The sequence below is a fragment of the Clostridium sp. OF09-36 genome (assembly GCF_003481985.1).
Classification (GTDB): Bacteria; Bacillota; Clostridia; order Lachnospirales; family Lachnospiraceae; genus Brotaphodocola.
Genome location: NZ_QUMD01000011.1, coordinates 52,786 through 77,261, shown reverse-complemented (window position 1 = coordinate 77,261; position 24,476 = coordinate 52,786). Strand labels below are relative to the sequence as shown.

The following is a 24,476-nucleotide window of genomic DNA, read 5'->3' as shown; positions in this document are numbered from 1 at the left end:
GACCTGTGTTATACTTGGGATAATTATGAGTGTGGGCAGGTTATTACAAAAGCATTGTGCAGGAAGGTAAAATAAAGAACGGGAGGCGTTTACAAATGGATATTATGATTTTTCTTGGCTGTATTCTGCTGCTGGTATTGTTTGTTGTTGTAGCAGTGGTAACCAGTATGTTAGGCACCATCGGTGCCATTGTAGCAGAGGAAGATGACGAAGAATAAGCTGTACAGAGAAAAGAATCCGGACTATTTCGGATTCTTTTTTTCTGCCATGACCCAAAGTGATCCTGACAAACTGTCTATCAACGATGGAAGAATGACCGCGACACGCGGACAAAAAGAGAAAACGACCGTATCACACGGAAAACATATAAGAAATGAGTGGAAATTAAAATTCCCTCTTGCATTTACATAAATACATCGTTATAATGACCATAGCTTTAAGATTTTACCGAATTAATGTGGCAGATGATATAAAAAATTGTCAAACCGGATATTGCAAAAAATCAGGGACGTATTATCGGAGAAAGATTGGTCTCGGTATACGTCCCTTTTTTGTCACGGTGTCCGGACAGCGGTTTCGGCTGGGAAATCTGAAACTCATCATAGAATTCGGTATCACAAAAGAAGCATAAAGCGAAAACGAGGAAAGAAGGAAACAAACATGAAAAAGACACTGGCAGGAATTGTCCTGAGCTGTGTGCTTGCAGCGTCCCTCACTGCATGCGGTGGTTCTAACAATTCCGCAAGCACTTCCGCAGCAGAAACTTCTGCAGCAGCAGGCGAGAGCACCGAAGCAGCAACCACGGAAAGTGGTGACAAGGTTGTACGCATTGCAGCAGTAGATCCGCAGGTAGCACTGGATCCGCAGCAGTATACCTACAGCATTGTAATGAAAATTACCGACAACATTACGGAGTCTCTGCTGACCACCACTGAGAATGGACTGGAGCCAACTCTTCTGGCAGCTATGCCGACCATCTCCGATGACAACATGACCTACAGCTTTGAGCTGCTTCCGGATGTAAAATTCCATGATGGAACGACTCTGAAGGCTTCCGATGTTAAGTATTCTTACGAGCGTCTGATCAAAATGGCAAAGATGGCAACCCTGCTTGAGAATGTGGTTGGTTACGACGAGATGAGCGCCGGTACCGCAGATGAGCTGTCCGGTATCGAGGTTCAGGACGATACCCACTTTACCATTCAGTTAAAGAAACCGTACGCACCGTTCCTTTCCGTTCTGTCTACCGCATACTGCGCAATCTATCCGCAGGAGGCATGTGAGGCAGCTGGCGATAACTGGGGTATGACCACCCTGATCGGTACCGGTGCATTCAAGCTTGACAGCTACCAGAGCGGTGTCGGCGCAACCCTTTCCCGTTTCGATGACTACCATGATGGTGCAGTTGCACTGTCCGGTCTGGACTACAAGTTCATCGAGGATGTTAACACCCAGGTCCTTGAGTATCAGAAGGGCAATGTAGACTATGTAGATGTTGATCCGTCCATCTACCCGGTATACTCCAGCAACCCGGATCTGAAAGATCAGATGCATGGCTTCCAGCCGACTGGCTGCTACAGCCTGACTGTAAACAGCAAGACCTATGACGATCCGAAGGTAAGAGAGGCCATTGCGCTTTCCATCGACCGTAAGGCTATCTGCGATAGCATCCTTCACGGCACTGCAACCGTTCCGACCTCTTACATTCCGGCTGGTATCATCGGTCATGATGACAGCCTTCCGGAGTTCGAGTACGATCCGGAGCAGGCAAAATCCCTTCTTGCAGAGGCAGGATATCCGAATGGCATTGACCTTCGTGTAACCGTAAACACCAAATATCAGGGCAACGTAGCAATCGCAACCGCATTCCAGCAGCAGGCAAAGGCAGCAGGCATCAATGTAGAGGTTGAACAGGTTGACTCTGCGGCATGGTCCGATATGAAGAAGAACGGCGGTGTTGACTGCGGTATTTCCAACTGGTATGTAGATTACTCTGATCCGGAGAGCATGCTGTACCCGATGACCAAGACTGACACCAACTCCAGCTTCTGGCACAATGCCGAGTTCGATAAACTCATGGATGAGGGTATTGCAACCACCGATGAGGCAGAGCGTCAGGAAATCTACAAAAAAGCAGAGCATATCATGACCAGAGAAGACTGGGCAACCACTCCTCTCTACAATGAGACCAAGTTCTATCTGTTAAATCCGCATATCACCGGATTTGAGATGGATGCGACCTTCCGTATGTTCTGGAAGAATGCTGATATTCAGTAATTATTGCGGCAACAATTAAAAATGTTTAGAGAAACAGAGGGGCTGCGCATTTTGGCAGTTCCTCTGTTCGCATGTAGGAGAAAATAAAATGCTTTCATACACAGGAAAACGTCTGCTCCAGACGATCTTTGTTCTTCTGGGCATTAGCTTGATCACGTTTGTTCTGCTTCAGGTGGTACCGGGTGACCCGGTTGCCTGATGCTGGAGAAGCGTGCAGATCCGGAGACCATTGCGAAAGTGCGCAAGGAGCTCGGTCTGGATCTGCCATACTATGTACAGTATCTGAATTTTATAAAAGGCGCCATCCATCTGGATTTTGGTACCTCCTATTTCACCAAGGAGGTTGTTACCGATGCGCTGATCCGCTGCTTTAAAGTAACCGTAAAGCTGGCATGCATGTCCTTTATCTTTGCTTCTGTTATTGGTATTCCGTGCGGAATCTTTGCAGCAGTCAAGAGAGGAAAAGGCATCGATACCGTTGTTATGGTACTTTCTATCATCGGTGTATCTGCACCGGCATTCTGGGTAGCGATCATCCTGCAGATCCTTTTCGGCTTAAAGCTGAACATTCTGCCGATCTCAGGATTCGATACGCCGGCATCTTACATACTTCCGAGTCTTGCGCTGGGTGCGCGTTACGCAGGAAATATTGCACGAATCACCAGAACCAGTATGCTGGAAGTACTGGGACAGGATTACATCCGTACCGCGAAGGCAAAGGGTGCCATGCGCTGGGCCGTTATCTTGAAGCACGCCCTGAAAAATGCCATGATCCCGATCGTAACTCTCGTAGGTACCGATTTTGGTTACATGCTGACAGGTTCCATGCTGATCGAAAAGGTATTCTCCATTCCGGGAATCGGTAAGCTGGCAGTAGATGCCATGTCCAACCGTGATCTTCCGCTTCTGGAGGGCACAGTTATGTACATCGCATTTGTATTCGTTGTTGTAAACCTGATCGTTGATGTTTCCTATGCATTTCTGGATCCGCGAATCCGCTACGGGAAAGGAGCAGCATAAGAGATGGCTAAGAAATTACTTGGATTTTTTAATAAACAGAAACAGTTTGAGCAGGATGTTATGGAAAACGGCATGCAGTATTCCAGCTTCTACGGAGACAGCCTGCGCCGTTTAAAGAAGAACAAAATGGCAATGTTCTGCGCATGTGTACTGATCCTGCTGGCACTGATGGCAATCTTCGCTCCGCTCATCGCACCGTACGATCCGACTTATCAGGATTACAGCGCTGTGCTTGGCGGACCGTGCAAGGCACATCCGTTCGGAACCGATGAATTCGGCCGCGACATCTTATCCCGTATCATCTACGGCTCCAGAGTATCCATCAGTATCGGTATCGTGGCACAGATCATTGCTTCTATCGTAGGCGTAACCTTAGGTTCCCTGGCCGGTTACTACGGCGGCTGGATCGACAGCCTGATCTCCCGTGTCATGGAGATCTTCCAGGCATTCCCGGATCTGATCTTCGCTATGGCGATCATGACCTTCATGGGTAAGGGTGTCCTGAACCTGTTTATCGCCCTGGGCCTTCTGACCTGGGTCCGCACCGCGCGTATGATCCGCGGTTCTGTCATGCAGTTAAAAGAAAAAGAATACGTAGAGGCAGCCCGTGCCTGCGGAGCATCTACCTACTGGATCATTATGAAGGAACTGGTTCCGAACTGTCTGTCCACCATTATCGTCCTGGTTACCCTTGGTATCCCGAACGCAATCATGTATGAGGCATCCTTAAGCTTTTTGGGCATCGGTATCCAGCCGCCGACTCCGTCATGGGGCAATATGATCAGTGCGGCACAGACCTTTATCAGCTACCGCCCGGTATATAGCATCATGCCTGGTGTGGCGATCATGATCACAGTTATTGCATTCAATATCTTCGGTGACGGTTTACGAGATGCACTGGATCCGAAGCTGAGAAGTTAGGAGGTATGAGAGATGGCAGAGAATATTTTACAGGTAAAAAATTTAAAGACCTACTTTCATACTGAGGCCGGACTTGTGAAAGCGGTTAACGATGTTTCCTTCAATGTGGAAAAAGGTAAGACCCTCGGCATTGTAGGTGAGTCCGGCTGCGGAAAAAGTATCACTTCCTTATCGATCATGGGTCTGGTAGAGCGTCCCGGTAAGATCGAGGGCGGTGAGATCCTGTTTGAGGGGGAAGATCTCTTAAAGATGACCGAGGCACAGATGCGCAGCATCCGCGGTAAGAAGATTGCCATGATCTTCCAGGAGCCGATGACTTCCTTAAATCCGGTTTACACGATCGGCCAGCAGCTGATCGAGGCACTGCTCCTTCATGAGAAGATGACCAAGCAGGAAGCAAAAGCCCGCGCCATTGAGATGTTAAAGCTGGTTAAGATCCCGCTTGCAGAGCGCCGCTTCGATGAGTACCCGCATCAGCTTTCCGGCGGTATGCGTCAGCGTGTCATGATTGCCATGGCACTCTGCTGTAATCCGGCTATGCTGATCTGTGATGAGCCGACTACTGCGCTGGACGTAACCATTCAGGCGCAGATCCTGGACCTCATCAATGAGTTAAAAGAAAAGACCGGAACTTCCGTTATGATGATTACCCACGACCTGGGTGTTATCGCAGAGGTTGCGGATGATGTTATGGTTATGTATTCAGGTAAGGTCGTTGAGCACGCAAGCTGCGACCAGATCTTTGATAAGCCGATGCATCCGTATACGGACGGACTGATGAAGTGCATTCCGAAGCTGGATGATGACGACACCAAAGAATTGAGTGTTATCAAGGGTATGGTGCCAAGCTTTGATGACATGCCGGCCGGCTGTGCGTTCTGTCCGAGATGTCCGCAGGCCCGCGAGATCTGCCGTCAGAAGATGCCGGAGTTAGTCGAGGCCGAGGGCCGCATGGTGCGCTGTTTTAAATATACGAAGGAGTGGGAGGAGAACATCTGATGAGTGAAGTAAATGAAAAGACTCCGCTTCTGGAGGTCCGGAACCTGCGGAAACTGTTTGCGGGAAAATCTTCCTTCTTCCAGAAAGATAAGTCATGGATCAAGGCGGTGGACGATGTATCCTTTACCCTGAATCCGAAAGAAACCCTGGGTGTGGTTGGTGAGTCCGGCTGCGGTAAGTCTACCATGGGCCGCTCTGTGCTCCGTCTAATCGAGCCGACCTCCGGCGAGATCTTCTACAAAGGAAAGGATTTCGCCAAGGCAAGCGGTCAGGAACTGCGGAAAATGCGCGCAGATATGCAGATTATTTTCCAGGATCCGTACGCATCCTTAAATCCGAGAATGACCATCGGCGAGATCATTGCCGAGCCGTTAAATATTCAGAAACGCTATAAGACCCAGGAGGAGACCCGGGCACAGGTGTTAAAGGTGATGGAGGTCGTAGGACTGAACACCAAATACTACAACCGCTATCCTCACGAGTTCTCCGGCGGACAGCGTCAGAGAATCGGTATTGCCCGCGCGATCGTGCTTAACCCGTCTCTGGTAGTCTGTGATGAGCCGGTATCCGCACTGGATGTTTCCATCCAGTCTCAGGTACTGAATCTGCTGCGCCAGCTGCAGGAATCCATGGGAATGGCATATATCTTCATTTCCCACAACTTAAGCGTTATCAAGCATATTTCAGACCGTGTCATGGTTATGTATCTGGGACATGTGGTAGAGCTGGCGGACAAGAAAGAGCTGTTTGCGAACCCCTCCCATCCGTACACCCAGGCGCTGCTGTCTGCAATTCCGGTACCGGAGCGCCATTCCAAGAGAAAGAAGATCATTCTCCAGGGCGATCTGCCGAGCCCGGCAAACCCACCGTCCGGATGTATCTTCCATACCCGCTGTTTCATGGCTCAGGAAATTTGTTCCACACAGAAGCCGGAGCTTAGGGACATCGGAGGAGGTCATCTGTGCGCCTGCCATTTTTGCAATGGAGCCTGTGCACAGAACGGAACTACAGAAGAAAAATAATTGAGGAGGTATAAAAGTATCATGAAAATCACCAACATTAAGACCTACAGAATGCAGGTGCCGCTGGTGCGCCCGTTCCGCATTGCACTGGGTCTCATCACTCACGCAGTCAGCTGCCTGGTTGAGGTTGAGACTGATGCCGGCATCACCGGTTATGGTGAGGGCTCTCCGGGACCGCTGATCACTGGGGAAAATCTGGATGGTACTATCGCAACGGTAGAGCGTCTGAAAGAAAAACTGATCGGCATGGATCCGCGTGACATGGAGGCAATCTATACCGTGATGAACCGTACCGTAGCGTATGCAGGTACTGCAAAGGCAGCCATCGACCTGGCATGCCATGACATCATCGGCAAGAGCACAAATCTTCCGCTGTATAAGGTTCTGGGCGGACTTTCCGGCGAGATCGAGACAGATATGACCGTTGGCATCGATGATCCGGCAGTCATGGCAGAGCATGCAAAGGCACATGTGCAGGCAGGCTTTAACGTGATCAAGACCAAGGTCGGCGTAGACTTTGCTTCCGATCTGGCAAGAGTCCGTGCAATCCGTGAGGCAGTCGGTGACCAGGTGAAGATCCGTCTGGACGCAAACCAGGCTGGAAAGCCAAGGAGGCTGTTGAACTCATCAACCGCCTGAATGAGTACGATATCGAGCTGGTAGAGCAGCCGGTTCCGCGCTTCGATTTTGAGGGACTGAAATTCGTGACCGCCCACAGCTCTGTGCCGATCATGGCAGATGAAAGCTGCTGGGACTCCAAGGATGCCCTGCAGTTAGTATCCCAGCGAGCTGTAGATCTCATCAACATCAAGCTGATGAAGTGCGGCGGCCTGTATGAGGCAAAGAAGATCACTGCGATCGCAGAGGCAGCAGGCGTGGAGGTCATGCTGGGCTGTATGGCAGAGGAGAGTGGTATCGGTGTAACCGCGGCTGCTTCCCTGGGTGCAGCATTAAAGAACATTACACGTGCGGATCTGGACGCAACCTTCTCCTTAAAAGAGCTTCCGTACGAGGGTGGCTTTACCGTAAAAGATACCAGACACCTGATCCTTTCCTCTGATCCGGGCCTTGGCATCAAATGTCTGAAAAAGGAGATGCTGGCATGAACCGTATGACACCGGAGGGCAAGGCAAAGTTAGAAGAGCTGATTGCCCGTGTAATGAAAGATGGCCAGGCACGCGGTATCGCGGTCGGTATCGTCAATGCAGCCGGAGAGATCCAGTACGAAAATTACTTCGGTTACCGTGATGCGGAGAACAGGCTCCCGATCACCAGAGACACCATTTTCGGTATGGCATCTGTGACCAAATCCTTTACGGCACTGTCCATCATGCAGATGCAGCAGGACGGCCTTTTAAAGGTAGATGATCCGGTTTCCAGATACATTCCGGAGTTCACCAACAAGAATCAGTCTGAGCCGGTTAAGCTGTGGCATTTGATGTGCCACAGCGGTGGCTATTTCCCGCTTCCGCGTATCGTAGTGGATAAGACCGCGCAGGAGATGGGGATTGAGGATTCCCTGGATGCAGAGCTCATTTACCGGGAAGACTTTGCAGAGGAGGGAATCCGCCGTGTGGCAGGCCGCCTGGATGCCCAGACCCGTTTCACCGGACGTCCGGGACAGCGCATGAGCTACTGCAACGACGGTTTTGGTCTGCTTTCTGATATTGTGCGCCGTCATTCCGGTTATGGCTCCTTTGCAGAATATCTGGATAAGAAGATCCTGAAGCCGATCGGTATGGACCGCAGCAACATCAGCTTTATCCGCAACAGCCAGGACGAGAATGCGGCAATCCTGTATTCTCTGGAGAACGGAACCTGGAGAGCTGACCGCGACTACCAGAACGATGCATTCGTCCTGCACGGCGGCGGTGGTATGAAGTCCACTCTGGGTGATATGCTGAAGTATGCGGTTATGTATCTGAATGAAGGTGTGGCGGGAAACGGAAACCGCATTGTAGAGCGCTATGCTGTTCAGGAGATGGAGAAGCCGAGACAGTTTATGAAGCCGGGCATATACTATGGATACGGTCTGGAGACGAAGCAGGTAGGTGACCGTGCTGTTTATGAGCACGGTGGAAGCCTTCCGGGCGTATCCTCCAACTTCTCTTTCTGTCTGCAGGAAGAGGTTGGTATTGTAGTGCTGTGCAACACCATGGATGTTTCCGTGGCAGCCATCGCAGATGCAGCCTGAATGCCTACTGCGGCCTTGAGGTCGAGGAAGAACGGCAGATCCACGCAGAACGCAGCTGGAGCGCCGAAGAACTTGAAGAGTTAGCCGGAAGCTATGTATCCGGTGAGGGTGATGCATTCACGCTGACTGCAGAAAACGGAACTCTGAGCATGAAGGTAAACGGAAATCCGACCGCACTTCAGGCCGTATATCCGTGGCAGGGTATGGTACGGAAAACCTATTCCGACATTTACCTGACTGCGATTCGTGACGAAGAAGGTCACGTATTTGCGGCGCGCTATGGCAGCCGGATCTTCCCGAAGGAAGTATAATCATTTGAAAAGAGATTCCTGCTTTTTTCAAAGAACAGGATCTCTTTACTTTTTGAAAAATACGATTTATAATAGACAGTGTTTCCATATGAAATGCAGGCGTAGTTCATCGGTAGAACATCAGCTTCCCAAGCTGAGGAGGCGGGTTCGATTCCCGTCGCCTGCTTCTTTCATTTTTTGCCGGAGCCTTATTTTATAAGGATCTCCGGCTTTTTCTATGTGGTTATAAGTTGAAGACAGCTGGAACAGTATCCGTTTTACTCCTGCTCCATCTCCGCATTCACGTAATCTTCACAGGAGCGCATAGCTTCAATGGTCTTTGCAAAAAGATCATCCAGCTCCCATCCCAGGCGTTCGGCTCCGGTACGGATGATATCGCGGGAGCACCCGGCAGCGAATTTTTTATCTTTGAATTTTTTCTTTAAGCTGGAAACCTCCATATCTTTTGTGCTCTTGGATGGGCGCATGCGGGCAGCGGCACCGATCAGCCGGTCAGCTCGTCAGCAGCAAACAGCACCTTTTCCATCTCGTGGACAGGCTCTACATCGCAGCAGATGCCGTAGCCGTGGGAGCAGATAGCATGGATCATGTCATCACCCACACCGCCAGCTTTTAACAGCTCCGGTGCCTTGATGCAGTGCTGCTCCGGGTAAAGTTCGAAATCGATGTCGTGGAGCAGTCCGCAGATACCCCAGAACTCCTCATCTTCCCCGTAGCCAAGCTCTTTTGCATACCAGCGCATAACGCCCTCCACGGTAAGGCTGTGCAGAATATGGAATGGCTCTTTGTTGTATGTCTTCAGTAAGTTTAATGCTTCGTCTCTTGTAATCTGGCTTTTCATGGTTGTGTTTCCTCCTGATGTGTAACAAATTTCTCTCATTATACAGCGATTGTCTGTGCTTGTTAAGAGATTTCCGCAAAGATCTCTCCCGCCAGCTTTCCCGGCAGCAAAATCAGGCGGCCGCTGACCCGGAAGAGAAAAAAGCGCCTGCGGCGGGAGCGGCGCACACAGTGGATGACTGCGCCCGGGACAAAGCCCTGCTTTTCAAGACGTTCCCGTCTGGCTGGTTCACTGGCGATCCAGATAATGCGTGCATCGGCGGCGGACGGAATGTGACTGAGGGGAAGAACCATAGCATTCCTCATGAATCGTGCTCTGTTACGATAAGATATGCGGAATTTCAGGGGAAATAGCTTGCCATGGCCGGGTTTGTCATGTAAAATGAGACACAGTTTTGATGCAGCAGGAAATTTGGAAGGAGTTTTGAATGAGTATTTTAAATGTAGAACATTTGAGCCATGGTTTTGGTGACCGTGCTATTTTCCAGGATGTGTCATTCCGTCTTTTAAAGGGAGAGCACATAGGCCTGGTGGGTGCAAACGGAGAGGGAAAATCCACGTTCATGAACATCATCACGGGCAAATTGCAGCCGGATGAGGGCAAGGTCGAGTGGGCGAAGCACGTGCGTGCCGGTTATCTGGACCAGCATACTGTGCTGGAAAAGGGCATGACCATCCGCGATGTGTTAAAGAGCGCATTTGCGTATCTGTTTGAGATGGAAGAGCAGATGAATGCCATCTGCGATAAGATGGGCGAAGCATCTGAGGATGAGATGAATGCCATGATGGAAGAACTGGGCACGATCCAGGATCTTTTGATGGCACACGATTTCTATATCATTGACAGCAAGGTAGAGGAAGTCGGCCGTGCGCTTGGCCTGCAGGAGATCGGCATGGACAAGGATGTTTCCGAGCTGTCCGGCGGTCAGAGAACGAAGGTGCTTTTAGGAAAACTGCTTCTGGAGAAGCCGGACATCCTGCTTTTGGACGAGCCGACCAACTATCTGGATGAGCAGCATATCGAGTGGCTGAAGCGCTATCTCCAGGAATATGAGAACGCATTTATCCTGATCTCCCACGATATTCCGTTCTTAAACAGCGTTATCAACCTGATCTACCACATGGAGAACCAGAAGCTGGACCGCTATGTGGGCGATTATGACCATTTCCAGGAGGTCTACGCGGTCAAGAAGGCGCAGCTGGAGGCTGCTTACAAGCGCCAGCAGCAGGAAATTGCCGAGCTGGAGGATTTCGTGGCCCGTAACAAGGCGCGTGTATCGACCCGGAACATGGCCATGTCCCGCCAGAAAAAGCTGGATAAGATGGAAGTCATCGAGCTGGCGAAGGAAAAGCCGAAGCCAGAGTTTAACTTTATGGAAGCCCGCGCCGCAGGCAAGATGATCTTTGAGGCAAAGGATCTGGTGATCGGCTACGACGAGCCGTTAACCCGCCCGTTTGACATCAGCATGGAGCGTGGAGAGAAGGTCGTGTTAAAGGGTTCCAACGGAATCGGAAAAACCACGTTATTAAAGAGCATCCTTGGGCTGATCCCGGCACTTTCCGGCAGCGTGGAGCTGGGCGATTATCTGTATCTTGGCTATTTTGAGCAGGAGATGGCACCGGGCAATACCACGACCTGTATCGAGGAAATCTGGAAGGAATTCCCGTCCTACACTCAGTACCAGGTGCGCTCTGCCCTGGCAAAATGCGGACTGACCACCAAACATATCGAGAGCCAGGTGCGCGTCCTTTCTGGCGGCGAGCAGGCAAAGGTAAGATTATGTAAACTGATCAACCGCGAGACCAATGTCCTGTTGTTGGACGAGCCGACCAACCATCTGGATGTCGATGCCAAGGACGAGCTGGCCCGCGCCTGAAGGCCTACAAAGGAAGTGTTCTTTTGATCTGCCATGAGCCGGAATTCTATGAAGCTTTGCCACCCGCGTAGTAGATTGCAGTGAGTTCTGCCTGAGAGGGTAATCGGGCTGCTGTTTGCGCAATGCGTGAACAGTAACACAAACAATATTCTTGTCGTTTTTTGTCGACGAACTTTTCTTGTACTGGTTTCATTCCTGTGCTATGATGATGGCACAGGAATGATTCATCTAAAATCTGGATTTTTCATATTATCTTATTTTCTTAGTTTTTAATCCCATTTCAATTTCTACAAATTACGGATGCTGGGTTAAAAAGGAATTCCATTATTATCAATTTTTAGCGTATTCAATCAAGAGAGGGGGATGCGATGCAGGCTGAAATAAGGGAAAAGTGTCTGCTTTTTCTGCTATGCGCCTGGACTTTTTTAGCAGCCGGACCGGCAGTGATGGTGTATGGGGGAGAACATGCAGGGCTGCGGGAGAATCTGCAAGCCAGTTCTGAAAAAAATCTGCAAGTCAGTCTACAGAAAAATCTACCGGTTAGTCTGCAAAGAAATCCACAGGAAAACCAGCATGTAACTCAGCTCAGGCACTGGAACATTGGGGATACAGTGACGCGCAATATCGGTGGAAAATCATACCGTTTTCGCTGCATCGACCAGAATTATGCGGACCACATGGACGATCACAGACAGGGGGCGCTTTTTCTTTGCGATGAAGTGATTCCGGCCAACACAGGTTCGCGCTATGAATTTGAGACACCAGGAGACGGTTCGCATGGGTATGTGTATTACCCGGGGCCTATTGTGCGCTTTGGAAACAGCGCAGAGTATAAATATTCGTCTGTACGCGCCTGGCTTTCCAGGTCAGCGGGGAATTTTGCTGATGCGGTCTGGATCAATACCGGCGTAGAACGAGGCTACGAGGGTCAGACACCGGCTGGATTTTGGGAACATTTTCCGGAAGAAGGGCTGCGTGCGCATTATCTGGGAAGCCAGAAGCTGGAAGATAAGCTGTTTCTTCTTTCTGTGGATGAGGCATACCGTTACCGTGACTGGCTGTGGAAATTCGGACCGGTCACAAAGCGAAATCCGAAAACGCAGATCAGTGAATTCTGCAAAGGGTACTGGCTCCGGACACCCTGCAAAGCAGCGTCAGGCACGCAGGTTTATATTGTCGATCTGGTGCAGGGGAATATCCGGCCGGAGGCAGTGCGCAGTGATCTGCGGAGTGCGGGCAGGCGCGGAGACACAGCCACAAATACGGGCACGCACGGAAACACAGCCTCAAATACGGGCACGCACAGAAACACAGCCACAAATACGGGCACGCACGGAAACGCAGCCGCCAATATAGGCATGCATGGGAGTCTGGTGCAAAGGGAGACCGGGATGACGGCTGGAACGAAGCGTACAGGAGCAGAAATGGAGGATGAGGAAGTGAAAGTAACCGGGACAACCGGGGTACGTCCGGCATTTGTATTGCCGCAGCGGTAAACCTGCATGCGCCTGCAGCCAGGTGCAACACTGCAAACGAAATTTCTGGCAGGCGCACATGGCATCCTTGAATTCATGCGCCTGATTGGCGGCGGAACTTTTCATGGCAAAGAATGGATCAGAATTTGTGGCTGCTTGCGCAACGCGCGGACGGCCATGGAAATACGAAATAACGAGGGGGATTTATGGGGGAAAACAACAAGAATTATGATGTACGGCGGAAAACGGCATCGGCAATGGCGGTGCTGCTTGCGGTGATGGCACCGGGAGTATTTCCGGCTGGTGCGGCAATGGCAGAGAGTGCCGGAAGACTGGTGCCGGAGCGCGAGGGAGAAACAGTCTGGGCTAGCGGAAGCGATGCTGGCCATGGCGGAAGAGAATGGAGGGAAAAACAGGGAGCAGAAGAACACAGAACAGGAGAAAGGAAGAAATCCGGCGCTGCTCAGGAGTATGACCAGATGCATGATGAGGAAGATGATGAAGAAGCGGATGAAATTGAGCTGGAAGACGACTGGCTTGCAAGGCTGAAACATGCGCTCTGGTTTGAAGTGACAACATCGTCTGACGCACAGCTGCAGGACGAGACAGAACTGTTGCCAGGCACGCGACTGTGGGGACAGACTGCGACATCATCCGATGTACAATTGCAGGACCAGCCAGCGACCCCGTCCGATCTGACGCTGTTTGCGCAGATTTCCTTAACCGGGGATCTGTGGACGGACTGGAATGGCAACGCAAATTTTCCGGGAGAAGGAACAAAGGAGGCACCGTACCAGATTGAGAATTTGTCGCATCTGATGGGACTTTCGGAAGCAGTAGCAGCCGGAGAAGATTTTGCGGACTGCTATTTTGAACTGACGCAGAGTCTGGATCTGGGTGGCATTTCTATTAACCGGGGAAGCTGGAATCCGATCGGCTGGTACCGGAATGCCGCAGACATGAATGGAGAGGTGCAGACTCCGTTCCGTGGGCATTTCGACGGATGCGGCAATACGATCACCGGACTGAAAATCATCGGGGAGTTAGATGGAAAGAAAAATCTGGGGCTGTTCGGCGTGATCGATGGTGGATCTGTGGAAAATCTGGAAATTCGTGGGGATCAGATCCGCGGTGCAGACCAGGCTGGAATACTTGCCGGAACGCTGAAAAACGGTGCGGTAGTCCGCAATGTAACGGTGTCCGGTTATGTTTATTCGGAGCGTGATGCCGGAGGAATTGCGGCAGTGATCAGTGGCAGCGGAAAAGGAACGGCCTCCGGGACACAGATCCAGGAGGCAGATGGCTCCGTAATCGTGGAAAATTGCCGCGCAGAAGGCATTGCCATCAATGCAGTTACCGCAAATGGAGCGAAAGCTGGCGGTGCGGTGGGCGGAATAGCCGGCCGCGTAGAAAAGGCGTATCTGATCGATAACGTGGTGATCACCCAGAATGGCGATTCAGACCGGGTCCAGGGCAAGGGATATGTAGGCGGAATTGCCGGGAGTATGAGCTTAAGCGGCATTTACAATTCTTATGTCAACGGCACGATCGGCGGCAACGCAAGTCTGGCGGTGGGCGGCATCGTTGGAAAATATGAGAGCGGAAACCTGATCCTGGCCCGCATGGCAGGAACAATCTCGCGGACCAATGCCGGAAGTGCATCCCGCGAGGGAACCTTTGTGGGAACCCGCGACAGCAGTGCCCGTTTTACCTACGGAACGGAGCGGGACAGCAGGATTTCTTACCTGTTTACCAACACACTTGCGAAGGCAAAGCAGGTGTTTGGAAGTACCATCGATGGGGACAACCGCTTCGCGGAAGATGCGCACATCGGCTACTGGTCTGACCTGGAACGGAAGTATAAGACCGTGTCCGGGCAGATCGAGTATGACTGCGGGGACCGTTTCTTTTATGAGGAATTGGAAGATGGCGTGCGCTACATTGTTACCCAGAAGCTTGGGCGCGAGTTTACGATGGAGGGCTACAAAAAGGATCTGCCGTTTGCGATGGATCATTTTGCCCCGGGCTTCATGGGCGAACCTGCAAGAGGATATCTGGTCTATATTCCGCGTATCGATGCACGAAATGCGAACGGAACCTACGATACAGATGTAGCGGCATTGTCTGCAATCTCTTCTACGGGAAGCTCTTACTACCGGGACATTGACAAGGACCACCCATCTGCGATCAAAGCAGGCGCGGTCGTGACCGTGGCGACAGCACCGAAAAACACAGCGGAGAACCGTTATCAGATGATCGTGGACCTGAATGAGGCGGGCGGGGTAAAGCCGCCTACTTATCTGGATGAAAACGAAGACGAACAGCCGATGCAGTATGTGGGCGGTGGTGCTTATTCGTTTCTTATGCCGGAGTGCGACACACAGCTGAATGCAGAGTATGTAAAAGTAACGACCAGGCTGACTGCCGATCCGGAAGAAACGAGGATTTCGGTGGTGCAGACCCGGAGCGGGGACCGGAAGCACCCGCAGATCGTCACAGAGGTGAAAAATACGGATGGGGTTTTAATCGCGCGTTATGTAGACGGAGTCCAGGATCACAGTGTGGAAGTGCAGCCGGTGCTCATTCATGTGGAGCATAACGGAAATGGCCAGACGGTAGACAGGACGGTGCGCTGGCTGGTCGACGATACCGATCTTCTGGAAAACCGCTCTGAAACAGGCTATACCATGAAGGATGCTTCGGTCATGCCGAATATGAATTCCGCCTTTATTACCAACATCATCAACCGGGAGGTCCAGGCGCAGGCAGCAAACCAGTACCGGGAAAAGATCCGTGATACGGTTTACACCCGGTACGGCGTGGTATCTGCCGTGACGAATCCGGAGACATCGGTGAATCATCAGGCACTTTACGCAAATTGCCGCGTTGCGGTGGATTTCCAGATCGTAGACCTGACAACGGTGCGGGTGGAAACACTGAGCCTGAACCAGACAGAGGCACACTTTACGGTCACAAGAAAACTGACCGGAAGCTGTTACCAGTCGTCGGAAAGCATCACGGTTTCAGAGCCGGTAGTGCTGACTGCATCGCTGAATCCAGAGCATCCGTTTTATGAGCAGGTGAGCTGGAAGGATACGGAGAGCGGGAAAAATATCCGTCTGGAAGTATCGGGAGCAAACCAGCAGGATTGTAAGGTCATGCCGGTGTGGGACCCGAAGGGAGAAAACAATCCGGCGTGGATCCAGAACCTCATTCACCGCGACCGGACGCTGAAGCGGGAAAAGCCGTTAGAAAAGGTAAATGGAAACGGAATCCGGGAAGAAATCGTCACTGCAGTGAGTGAAGACCAGACGCACGGACATATCCAGGCGCAGTGCAGGGTCCGGATCCAGTTTGTCACCGTGGATGAAACAGTGCCGCGCGTTTTTAGCGGCGGCTCCGGTGGCTCTGGCGGCGGGGGCGGCGGCTCCAAAGGCTCTGGCGGGTCAACCGGAATTACTTCCGGAGGAGTGACAAAGGCAGCCGGCCCGTCCATGCCTTCTTATGTGGTAACGGGAACCTGGATGCAGAATGCAGCAGGCCAGTGGATGTTTGCGGACAAGGAGCGTACCTACGTAAAAGAATGGGCTGCCGTGCATAATCCGTATGCCAGCACAGCTGCCGGGCAAAGCGCTTACGACTGGTTCCGGTTTGATGAGGCAGGATTTTTAGTGACCGGCTGGTACCAGGATGCAGACGGAAACCAGTATTATTTAAACCCGTCTTCCGATGGAACCCAGGGCAGGATGCTTACCGGCTGGAACTGGGTCGGCGGACAGTGTCTGTACTTTGAAGAGGAGTCCAATGGCAGCCGCGGTGCACTGAAAAAGAACTATACGGCTCCGGACGGAAAACAGACCAATGAGCAGGGCGCATGGGTTGTGAACGGAGTGGTACAGCGGCAGGAAGAAACGGAGGGTGCGCAGGTGCAGAAAGAGGCTTCGAAGGGATAACGGCAAATTGCGGATGAAGAAGAAACTACGTTATTGTTTGCACAATGCGTGAATAGGAAAGAACAGTATGTGCGCTTTGCGTAGGATGCAAGGCCGCGAATGCGCAGGAAAATACAGGGAAAACAGGGGTATGGGAAAACGAATGGGAGAAAGAAAAAAATCCGTAAAGCGGGCAGCGGCAATGCTTCTGGCAGTTGTTCTGGCCAGTAAAACACTGCTTCCAATTCTGCCGCAGCTGCCATGGAGAGCGCAGGCAGCGCAGCTGGGCGATACCATCATTGCTTACGGGGCGGGATTTCATCATTATTGTATTGACGGAGCCGGAGCGAACCGGGCCCTGATCGACGGGGACGAGTATGTCTGCATACTGCCGTCCGAGACGCTCAGCCGGGAAGAAATGGCACTGGTCTTCTGGGGGATGCTGACACTGCAGGCAAGCTTTGGAAATATGCCGCAGGTCAATGCCGTCATCCAGAACATCAATGCCGGGGCGGCAGCCCAGGGAATACCGGCAATCTCCCAGTTCGTAACGGAAGCGGATTTAAAGCTTTTGATCCATTCTGCGGCAGTCCGCGGGAAATATCCGTGGCTGAAGGAAGTGCTGGCGAAAGAAGAAACGTATCTGCAGCTGGCGGGACTGCTGGGCGGGGGTGCACGAACCACCGCTTTGCCTGGCATTTCCGGACAGTGGAGAGGAGTGGAAGCTGTCCATGCAACTGGCGGGGGCATTCCGTCCGTGCTGCAGGGACATACGCAGGCAGGAAATCCGCTGCGGCTGACTCCTCACAGGAAAATGGGCAGTCTGGGGAGTACGTTTTGTCGTTTGATCCGTCCGGCGCGGATGCGGAATTTATCCGTACCGTTCCCCTGAAATATTCCACCACGGGAGCGGACGGCTCCTTTACACCGCAGCTTCCGGGCGGCTGGGTCTGTCAGAAGACCGATACGGAAATCCGTCTGACCAGCACAGGCGGCAGCGGTGCCCTGTATCTGATGTTTGATGTCCGTGGGACACAGTATGCTTCTGGCGGCGGAACCTTTTCTTCCCCGGAGGAGGTGTATGACCAGTGTCTGCAGATCTGGCGCTGCAGCCGCTGCGCGGGCACGCATCGCCAGATGTATAACGGCGCAGCTCCGCTGTCTGCGCACCAGCGTCTGGCATTTGTAGAGGTGAATGCCCCGGAAGTTTGCTATTACGCAGGAACCGGAGTGGCGGCACCGGGAGGTGCAGCGCAGGGTGGTGCCGGGAGCCTGGTATTTGAAATCTACCGGCATGAGGAGGAGTGGACTTCCACCTACAATGTCCGCCTAAGAAAGTACGACCATGAAACCGGAAAACCACTGGAAAATGCCGTGTTTTCCTTATATGAACGCTTTGACGATAAGGAGGAGGTTCACACAGACCGTGACGGTGCAGCCTATATCTATGCAGGAGGCGCACCTTATAAGAGCTTTCACAAGGACAGCCCTGTTTTATGGGACGATTTCCGCTTTGTCTCAGCTATGATAACGGATGAAGAGGGGGAATCCGGGAAGACGGTAGAGCATGGTTACCATTACGATAAGACCTTCTGTGACGGACATCCGGCGCCTGTTTTTGTCCCGGTGCCGGAAGAAGAGGAGGACGAAGAAACCGGGGAAATTGAAAATCAGGCAGAGATCGCTGCGGCGAAAGAAGAAAACCGCCGTCTGGCATCGCTCTGGCAGAGCACCTTTCGTTCCTGCGAAGCCTGGGCCGGTGGCGATTTTTCCGGTGTCCATTTTCACTGGCTGATGCCGGAAGTAGATATGGGCGAGATTGGAAGTATCGCATCGGGCGGCGGCGAGGAAGGCGAAACTCCCTCAGCCGGTGCTACCGTCTCGGCTGGCGGAACCCGCTCCTTTACCGATTCCGGTTGTGAGAGCGACACCCGGGAAACCTATGCACGTTTCATTGCATTAAAATACAGCTATGCCATTGCGGAGGATACAGCGCGGGAAGGTTATACACTTCATGGCAACCACAGAGATGACCTTCCGATCGAAGTCATTACAACCGATGCTTCTGAAAATGGAGCCAACGCCAGCTTCGCGGGCCTTTACAGCAGAGACATCCAGGTCAGTGACCAGGCAGCAGCCGAACCGGCCAGGGTGTTGGTGCAGCAGCGCAGACAGGCAGAAGAGGGACGCATGGCTGCAGAGACGGAAGTGCCGGTCGTAAAAAAAGAATCAAAGAGTATCTGGCAGAGAATCTTTGCTGTCTTTTTCCCAACATGGATCGATGAAGAGTCACTGGTCGATGACCGGAAAGAGGAATGTGCCCAAAAAGAAGAGGAGAAAGCCGGGCAGACTCAGAAGAACATGATGGCAACGGCATCGGATGCATGGGATGAAGAACATGAACCGGATACGGAAGGTGAAGCAGCAGAACAGAAAGACCGCGTACCGGATATGAAGAAGGAGACGGAGCGGAAGGCCACGATATCGAATGCGGAAAGTGACGAGACGGGAGAACAAGCAGCAGGATCGGATGTGGAAAGTGATGAGACGGGAGAACAAGCAACAGGATCGGGTGTGGAAAGTGGCAAGACAAAAGAACGACAGATCTCAGGAATACGTAAAACGGCAACGGCATCGGATTTGGTCTTGCGGGAAGTGGAAAACAGAAGTTCTGCTTTGCAAACGGATCGTGCCAGCCAGAATGAAGAGGACGATGCGGAGCATGTGCAGCAGTGGATTTTGAAGCTTCAGTTCCCGGAAGGAACATCAGATACGTCTTCCTGGAAACGCGTTCCAGATGTGTCTGTACCTGTCACGGCTTTGTCTCAGACAGAAGATCAAGGAAGAGATACAGAGACACCGAAGGATATTTTTCAGGTTGTTAACTTTAAAGCAGTCCATAGGGACAGTACCGGCGGTGGCGGCGGTGATCTCTTTGCCCAGGCCTATAACCGTGGCTTGAATGCTGGAAGCAGCGGAAGTGCGACAGAGCCTGGTCCGTCGGATCACTACAGCCATTGTAATGGTCAGGACGGGGAAGATGACTGGTGGCGGATCTATGACCACCGGACAGAAGGCGAGATCCATATCAATAAGCGGGACATGGACTTAAAGGCAGGGGAAAGCAATGCTTACGATTCTTATGGAGATACGCAGGGTGACGCCGTGCTGGAGGGTGCTGTGTATGGATTGTTCGCTGCAAAGGATCTGGTACACCCGGATGGAAAGACCGGTGTGGTTTACCAGAAGGACGATCTGACAGCGGTAACGGCGACCGATAAAAACGGAGATGCTTCGTTTCTTGCATTCACAGAAGCGCCGGGGTGGTTTTATGATTATGAAAAGGGCGGGATCGTGGACCGGCCTGGAAACTGGAACCGGTCAGCACCATCAAACCTCTATACGAGAAGCCAGACATTCGATGATTATACAGAAGATGGACAGTACCAGAGAACCTACCAGGATTACCAGACTGCAAACGGGAACTGCTGGATCGGCAGACCGCTTCTGATGGGGGAATATTATGTGAAAGAGCTGAGCCGCTCAGAGGGATACGAGCTGTCCATTGGAAACAGGAAGCACTCATTTACAAATACCGGCCAGGATTTATCTGCGGTGACAGAGAGCGGTAATGGTGGAGATAGCGGAAACAACGGACACAGTGGATACAGCGGTTATGTGACGGTGACAAAGGGACTTTATGCAGAGCAGCAGGTTCAGTCCGGGGCAAGCGGCGCTTATGGCGATCCAACTTTCCGGGAATTGTTCTTCGAAGTGAATAGTGAAAAAAGCGGAGGATTTGATCTGGCATTTTCGGGGATTCCGGCGGGAAGCAGACTCTATCGCCTGGACAAGACCGTGAAAACAGAACCGGCACAGATCGGCACTGGAAGTTTTACCGGGCAGATCGAGAGGGACGTATTTGGCAATCTGGTCTATGTCACGACGGAATATGAAGGCCAGTATCCCAAATATGATGCGGACGGAACCATGCTCACCAGAAAGCGCCCGGTAAACCGCACAGTAAGCAATGTGGCATATGCAGAAGAAAAAGAGCTGGATCCGGCAAAATGCGAAGATTTGATGAGGCGGGCGGAGAAAGGACTGGATGAAGCTGCTGTGCTGAACCGGCTGAGAAAGCCGTTTGCTGTGGCAGATTTTATGTTTTTAAAGTATAAGCTGGAGCTGATCCTGCGGGCAAATGGGAAAGGAACACCAAAGCAGAGCTCTGATGCTGGATTTCGTTACAGCACATTGGAGCAGCCAGTCTATGATACCGGCTACCGGAGCGGCGTTCAAGACAGCCAGATCCAGTTCGGTGCCCCGGTCGTCACGCTGGAAATTCCGTGGAAGCGGGAGGAGACGAACGCGGCAACAATAGGAGAAGTTTTAGCTGCATTGCTGGATTTCTATCAGCAGCACGCATACTACTCCTACGGAGGTTTAGACCAGATCCGGGAAACAGAGGATACGCTTCTGATTAGCATTTATGCGGGACGTACCGGAAATCCAGAATGCTTTTTTGTGCCGGAAAAGGAAGAACGGGACGCAGCTTTTTATCTGCGGGTTCCCTTTGTGCCGGAAGAGACGGGAAAATCTCCCAGATATATCTATGCTGTTTATGGGGAAACAGAGTCGGAGGATAACTTTGGCATATATGCGGATTTTTCCGTGCTACAGGATGAACATGGGGAAGGTGAAGGTGTGCATTCCAGAGCCTCAGCAGTGCTTGTGCCGGATGCGGAGGCTTCATCAGATGGAAGTCTCATGACCCGTTGCATCAAGGAAAATGTATATTATGAACCTGGGGAAACACCGCTTGATGCAAGCGGAAACCGGATTCCGAAAGTCAATTACATAGAAGAAACTGTGCCGGGAGAAACCCAGAAATCCTATGGAAACTGGAGCGAGATTACTTCTAAAATACAGGAAACTGTCTGGCATGTGGAAAGCAGCTATACCGATCATTACGGGGCGGTTCATAGCGATGACACTGCACAGCAATATTGGTTTAAGCTGGTGTTGCCAGGGGCAGAACAGGTTGTGCTGACAGAGGAAGATATTGCGCTTATGCAGGGCGGCTGGTCACCAGGTGATACGATGGGCACGGCCTCTTATTACCAGACGGTAAAACAGGTGCGTGTGCAGGCAAGCCTGGATTATCAGACGGGAGATGCAGGAGAAGAAAATAGTTTTGTGAAGCGTGTTACACTGGTGTATCCGGGACAGGATTTTGTGTGGCAGGATGGAGAGGGAAGACCTGGCGGTGGTACGGCTACCAGCCCGGTCCCGGTGGAAGAGCGGGGAATCCGCCAGCAGATCCGGATAAGCAAGACCATAGAAAAGACATCTTACAATAATACCAGTTCTTATGCTGATGCACATGAAGACTGGTGGACCAGAAATTATGACAATACGGAAGCAATGGACAATTTCCGTTTCAAGGTTTATCTGAAATCCAATTTGCGCAAGCTTTACCGCAATGAAAACGGCGAGGTGATCTGGCAGGACCGGAAAGGAAATGAGCGGAGTTTTGCGGAACAAAAGCAGGCAAATACGGCATTCCCGGAAAAAGTAAACCAGATCTACACGAAGGTTTTGCACCGCACAGATCCGTTATACAAAGATTCCAATGATGCAGCAATCTGCAATGAAATGCTTTATGCTTACCAGAATGGGAAAATCCAGGAGCATTCGTCTGGCGGTTATACGGCAATCTTGGAGACTACAGAGGCGCTGGCAGAGGACGGAACGAAAACCCGCACGGTAAAACGCCTGAATTATGAGAAATTTTTCGATGCGGTAGAGACGGCAAATCACGATAAATGGGATGATGCCGCGCCAACCTATACCAGCTACCGTCCGATCGGCAATAAAATCAACCGCAGTGACGCTACGGTCTGGAATAGTGCTGTGTCTGACCGGGTCCGCCAGTTTGCCATTACGTGGTATCTGGATGATGAAATCGCGAAGCTGGTGGAGACGGCGGAGTATGCAGAGACGGCGGAGCATGCAGAAACGGCAGAGAGTGTGGGAATTGCAAGGCATGCAGAAACACCGGAACGTGCCGGAAAAACGGAATACCATGCCATCCGTGGCAGCACAGCATTTTCGGACGAGATTCTGGACCAGGGCTTGCAAAAGGCCATAGAAAAAGCACAGAACTATTTAAAACCGTTTTTTAGGTATGATCTTGACGAATTGTATGCCATTGCATGGGATGCAGAGGAAGGAGGCGGCGCAGACCATGATGTCACAACCGTATCTGCAGATACACAAAACGGATACAGCGAGACAGAGATGGAAAAAGCTCAGGAGCAAAGACAAGACGAAGCGAAGCGCCAGGAAGCAAAAACAGAATACTACGGGATTTCAGCAAGGCTCCATATGGAACCTATGTGGTGGTCGAACAGCAGCCGAAATATGCAAGTTTAGAGGACTTTAAAAACCGCCATTATGAGGTTGATAAACCCAAAGAAATCTCGCTTCCGGCGGTATATGCTGACGAAGCTGGTGCAGAAGCTTCCCCCGGGGAAATGGACTCCTTTTACCAGTACAAGGCTTCGTATACAGCGGTGGATCTGGAAAAGCGATACCATATCCGTTTTCTGGAGGAGTCTCATGTGATCCGGGCGCACGGTGACCGTGGTGATTTTGAAATTTACAAGTATGGAATGGAGCCAGACCGGATCCAAAATGGCCCGCCGGATCATCCTGACGCGGGCGATTACTTTGCACTGACCCAGTCAAAGTACCGGCCGTTTCAGAATTACTATAATAGCCAGGATGACCGGACAACAGGTGTGGTTCCGTATTACTTAAGTGAAGGACAAAGTGGCCGTAATCTGGTTTCGGCTGTGTACCGCTATAGCTCTGTTTCTGAGCAGGCACAGACCGCGAATGATGTTGCATATCCGGGAGGTGCAAAAACAGATGACAATGTGCCGGGAACCTTCTACCGGGACCAGATCCCTGCGATGCAGGGGACACAGACCGCGTATGATGGCTGTTATGCACCGATGTTAGTGCCATATTCTGTATCTGGAATAGATAATAAGAGCAGCCTTGGTTACGGCAATGTACGTTTCCGCAACCGCTTCTACACAGCAAGAGTCCGCATCGAAAAGCTGGATTCTGAAACCCATGAAAATATTTTGCATGATGGAGCCATCTTCCGTATTTATGCAGCGAAGCGGGACGATGCGAAGGACGGGGAAGGAAAAGTGCTTTTCTATGAGGAGGATACGCTGATTGACGGATCCAGGGACTTTCTGACTGCGATGGGAGCAACCGATATCCGGCCGGTTACAAGAGGACGGAGTATGCTGAAAGGACAAGCTGCGTATACCGGCATGGTCCCGGCTGGTACACCTGTGTGTGAGGAATCAGAGCAGATCCTGCTGGGGGACCGTTTCGGGCTGGAAACGGGAGTCATGAAAGCATTTGCCACAGTACGGGATGGCCAGGTACAAAGCCAGGTAATCAGGCAGAAAGTTCGAATGCCCAGCTACAAAGCCCAGGTACTCAGGAAGAAGACCCGGATGCCAAGACACAAAGCCCAGGTGCTCAGGAATATCAGCTGCAGACAGTCGGCTATCTGAACACACC

Annotated in this window: 16 protein-coding genes, 1 tRNA gene and 2 pseudogenes; 17 read left to right on the top strand and 2 right to left on the bottom strand. The window is 51.6% G+C overall.

Annotated features, from left to right (window positions below):
* Positions 1 to 95 precede the first annotated feature (95 nt).
* The 11 genes from DXA97_RS21570 (at position 96) to DXA97_RS10480 (ending at position 8,910) form a co-directional block, all read left to right on the top strand.
* Positions 96 to 218 (top strand): hypothetical protein, encoded by a 123-nt coding sequence (locus DXA97_RS21570; protein ID WP_279220306.1) that lies wholly within the window; start codon positions 96 to 98, stop codon positions 216 to 218.
* A 442-nt stretch (positions 219 to 660) separates the two neighbouring features.
* Complete coding sequence (locus tag DXA97_RS10520; protein WP_118719947.1) at positions 661 to 2,277, top strand: ABC transporter substrate-binding protein; 1,617 nt, start codon at positions 661 to 663, stop codon at positions 2,275 to 2,277.
* Between the two features lie 198 nt (positions 2,278 to 2,475).
* The gene (locus DXA97_RS10515) at positions 2,476 to 3,297 is read left to right on the top strand and encodes an ABC transporter permease (RefSeq protein WP_243107627.1); all 822 of its coding nucleotides are present in this window, start codon (positions 2,476 to 2,478) and stop codon (positions 3,295 to 3,297) included.
* Positions 3,298 to 3,300: 3 nt separating this feature from the next.
* Complete coding sequence (locus DXA97_RS10510) at positions 3,301 to 4,218, top strand: ABC transporter permease (RefSeq protein WP_118719945.1); 918 nt, start codon at positions 3,301 to 3,303, stop codon at positions 4,216 to 4,218.
* A gap of 12 nt (positions 4,219 to 4,230) precedes the next feature.
* Positions 4,231 to 5,217 (top strand): ABC transporter ATP-binding protein, encoded by a 987-nt coding sequence (locus tag DXA97_RS10505; RefSeq protein ID WP_118719943.1) that lies wholly within the window; start codon positions 4,231 to 4,233, stop codon positions 5,215 to 5,217.
* Positions 5,217 to 6,239 (top strand): dipeptide ABC transporter ATP-binding protein, encoded by a 1,023-nt coding sequence (locus DXA97_RS10500; RefSeq protein WP_118719941.1) that lies wholly within the window; start codon positions 5,217 to 5,219, stop codon positions 6,237 to 6,239. The genes DXA97_RS10505 and DXA97_RS10500 overlap by 1 nt, the downstream gene beginning before the upstream one ends.
* A gap of 21 nt (positions 6,240 to 6,260) precedes the next feature.
* Positions 6,261 to 6,878, top strand: a complete 618-nt coding sequence (locus DXA97_RS20905; protein WP_243107626.1) for an enolase C-terminal domain-like protein — start codon at positions 6,261 to 6,263, stop codon at positions 6,876 to 6,878.
* The gene (locus DXA97_RS20900; RefSeq protein ID WP_347561559.1) at positions 6,866 to 7,345 is read left to right on the top strand and encodes an enolase C-terminal domain-like protein; all 480 of its coding nucleotides are present in this window, start codon (positions 6,866 to 6,868) and stop codon (positions 7,343 to 7,345) included. Before DXA97_RS20905 ends, DXA97_RS20900 begins: the two co-directional genes overlap by 13 nt.
* Positions 7,342 to 8,433 (top strand): serine hydrolase domain-containing protein, encoded by a 1,092-nt coding sequence (locus DXA97_RS10490; protein WP_182436862.1) that lies wholly within the window; start codon positions 7,342 to 7,344, stop codon positions 8,431 to 8,433. The genes DXA97_RS20900 and DXA97_RS10490 overlap by 4 nt, the downstream gene beginning before the upstream one ends.
* Positions 8,385 to 8,744 carry a hypothetical protein gene (locus tag DXA97_RS10485; RefSeq protein ID WP_118719937.1) on the top strand — a complete coding sequence of 120 codons (360 nt, stop codon included), beginning with the start codon at positions 8,385 to 8,387 and terminating at the stop codon, positions 8,742 to 8,744. Before DXA97_RS10490 ends, DXA97_RS10485 begins: the two co-directional genes overlap by 49 nt.
* Before the next feature lie 95 nt (positions 8,745 to 8,839).
* A tRNA-Gly gene (locus DXA97_RS10480) sits at positions 8,840 to 8,910 on the top strand.
* Positions 8,911 to 9,001: 91 nt separating this feature from the next.
* Here the strand turns inward: DXA97_RS10480 and DXA97_RS10475 are convergent.
* Together DXA97_RS10475 and DXA97_RS10470 are read right to left on the bottom strand one after the other, a co-directional pair.
* A pseudogene (locus DXA97_RS10475) lies at positions 9,002 to 9,585 on the bottom strand (HD domain-containing protein).
* 62 nt (positions 9,586 to 9,647) lie between these two features.
* Complete coding sequence (locus DXA97_RS10470) at positions 9,648 to 9,878, bottom strand: FeoA domain-containing protein (protein ID WP_182436861.1); 231 nt, start codon at positions 9,876 to 9,878, stop codon at positions 9,648 to 9,650.
* A gap of 134 nt (positions 9,879 to 10,012) precedes the next feature.
* Between DXA97_RS10470 and DXA97_RS10465 the strand changes: the two are divergent.
* The 6 genes and pseudogenes from DXA97_RS10465 (at position 10,013) to DXA97_RS10435 (ending at position 24,469) form a co-directional block, all read left to right on the top strand.
* Positions 10,013 to 11,564 (top strand): annotated as a pseudogene (locus tag DXA97_RS10465) (ABC-F family ATP-binding cassette domain-containing protein).
* 508 nt (positions 11,565 to 12,072) lie between these two features.
* On the top strand, positions 12,073 to 12,957 hold the full coding sequence (locus DXA97_RS10460; protein WP_147355561.1) for a hypothetical protein: 885 nt from the start codon (positions 12,073 to 12,075) through the stop codon (positions 12,955 to 12,957).
* Positions 12,958 to 13,142: 185 nt separating this feature from the next.
* Complete coding sequence (locus DXA97_RS10450; protein WP_118719929.1) at positions 13,143 to 16,889, top strand: hypothetical protein; 3,747 nt, start codon at positions 13,143 to 13,145, stop codon at positions 16,887 to 16,889.
* A gap of 130 nt (positions 16,890 to 17,019) precedes the next feature.
* Positions 17,020 to 17,760, top strand: coding sequence for a hypothetical protein (locus DXA97_RS10445; protein WP_147355560.1), 741 nt, complete (start codon positions 17,020 to 17,022; stop codon positions 17,758 to 17,760).
* Complete coding sequence (locus DXA97_RS10440) at positions 17,706 to 23,303, top strand: hypothetical protein (protein WP_118719925.1); 5,598 nt, start codon at positions 17,706 to 17,708, stop codon at positions 23,301 to 23,303. The genes DXA97_RS10445 and DXA97_RS10440 overlap by 55 nt, the downstream gene beginning before the upstream one ends.
* On the top strand, positions 23,270 to 24,469 hold the full coding sequence (locus DXA97_RS10435) for a hypothetical protein (RefSeq protein WP_118719923.1): 1,200 nt from the start codon (positions 23,270 to 23,272) through the stop codon (positions 24,467 to 24,469). Before DXA97_RS10440 ends, DXA97_RS10435 begins: the two co-directional genes overlap by 34 nt.
* Positions 24,470 to 24,476: the final 7 nt, after the last annotated feature.

Bases quoted from the DNA above. Each gene is read 5' to 3' on its own strand.
- DXA97_RS10470 (WP_182436861.1), bottom strand. From the start codon at position 9,878: ATGGTTCTTCCCCTCAGTCACATTCCGTCCGCCGCCGATGCACGCATT.
- DXA97_RS10520 (WP_118719947.1), top strand. From the start codon at position 661: ATGAAAAAGACACTGGCAGGAATTGTCCTGAGCTGTGTGCTTGCAGCG.
- DXA97_RS10510 (WP_118719945.1), top strand. From the start codon at position 3,301: ATGGCTAAGAAATTACTTGGATTTTTTAATAAACAGAAACAGTTTGAG.
- DXA97_RS10445 (WP_147355560.1), top strand. From the start codon at position 17,020: ATGGGAAAACGAATGGGAGAAAGAAAAAAATCCGTAAAGCGGGCAGCG.
- DXA97_RS20905 (WP_243107626.1), top strand. From the start codon at position 6,261: ATGAAAATCACCAACATTAAGACCTACAGAATGCAGGTGCCGCTGGTG.
- DXA97_RS21570 (WP_279220306.1), top strand. From the start codon at position 96: ATGGATATTATGATTTTTCTTGGCTGTATTCTGCTGCTGGTATTGTTT.
- DXA97_RS10500 (WP_118719941.1), top strand. From the start codon at position 5,217: ATGAGTGAAGTAAATGAAAAGACTCCGCTTCTGGAGGTCCGGAACCTG.
- DXA97_RS10490 (WP_182436862.1), top strand. From the start codon at position 7,342: ATGAACCGTATGACACCGGAGGGCAAGGCAAAGTTAGAAGAGCTGATT.
- DXA97_RS10450 (WP_118719929.1), top strand. From the start codon at position 13,143: ATGGGGGAAAACAACAAGAATTATGATGTACGGCGGAAAACGGCATCG.
- DXA97_RS10505 (WP_118719943.1), top strand. From the start codon at position 4,231: ATGGCAGAGAATATTTTACAGGTAAAAAATTTAAAGACCTACTTTCAT.
- DXA97_RS10515 (WP_243107627.1), top strand. From the start codon at position 2,476: ATGCTGGAGAAGCGTGCAGATCCGGAGACCATTGCGAAAGTGCGCAAG.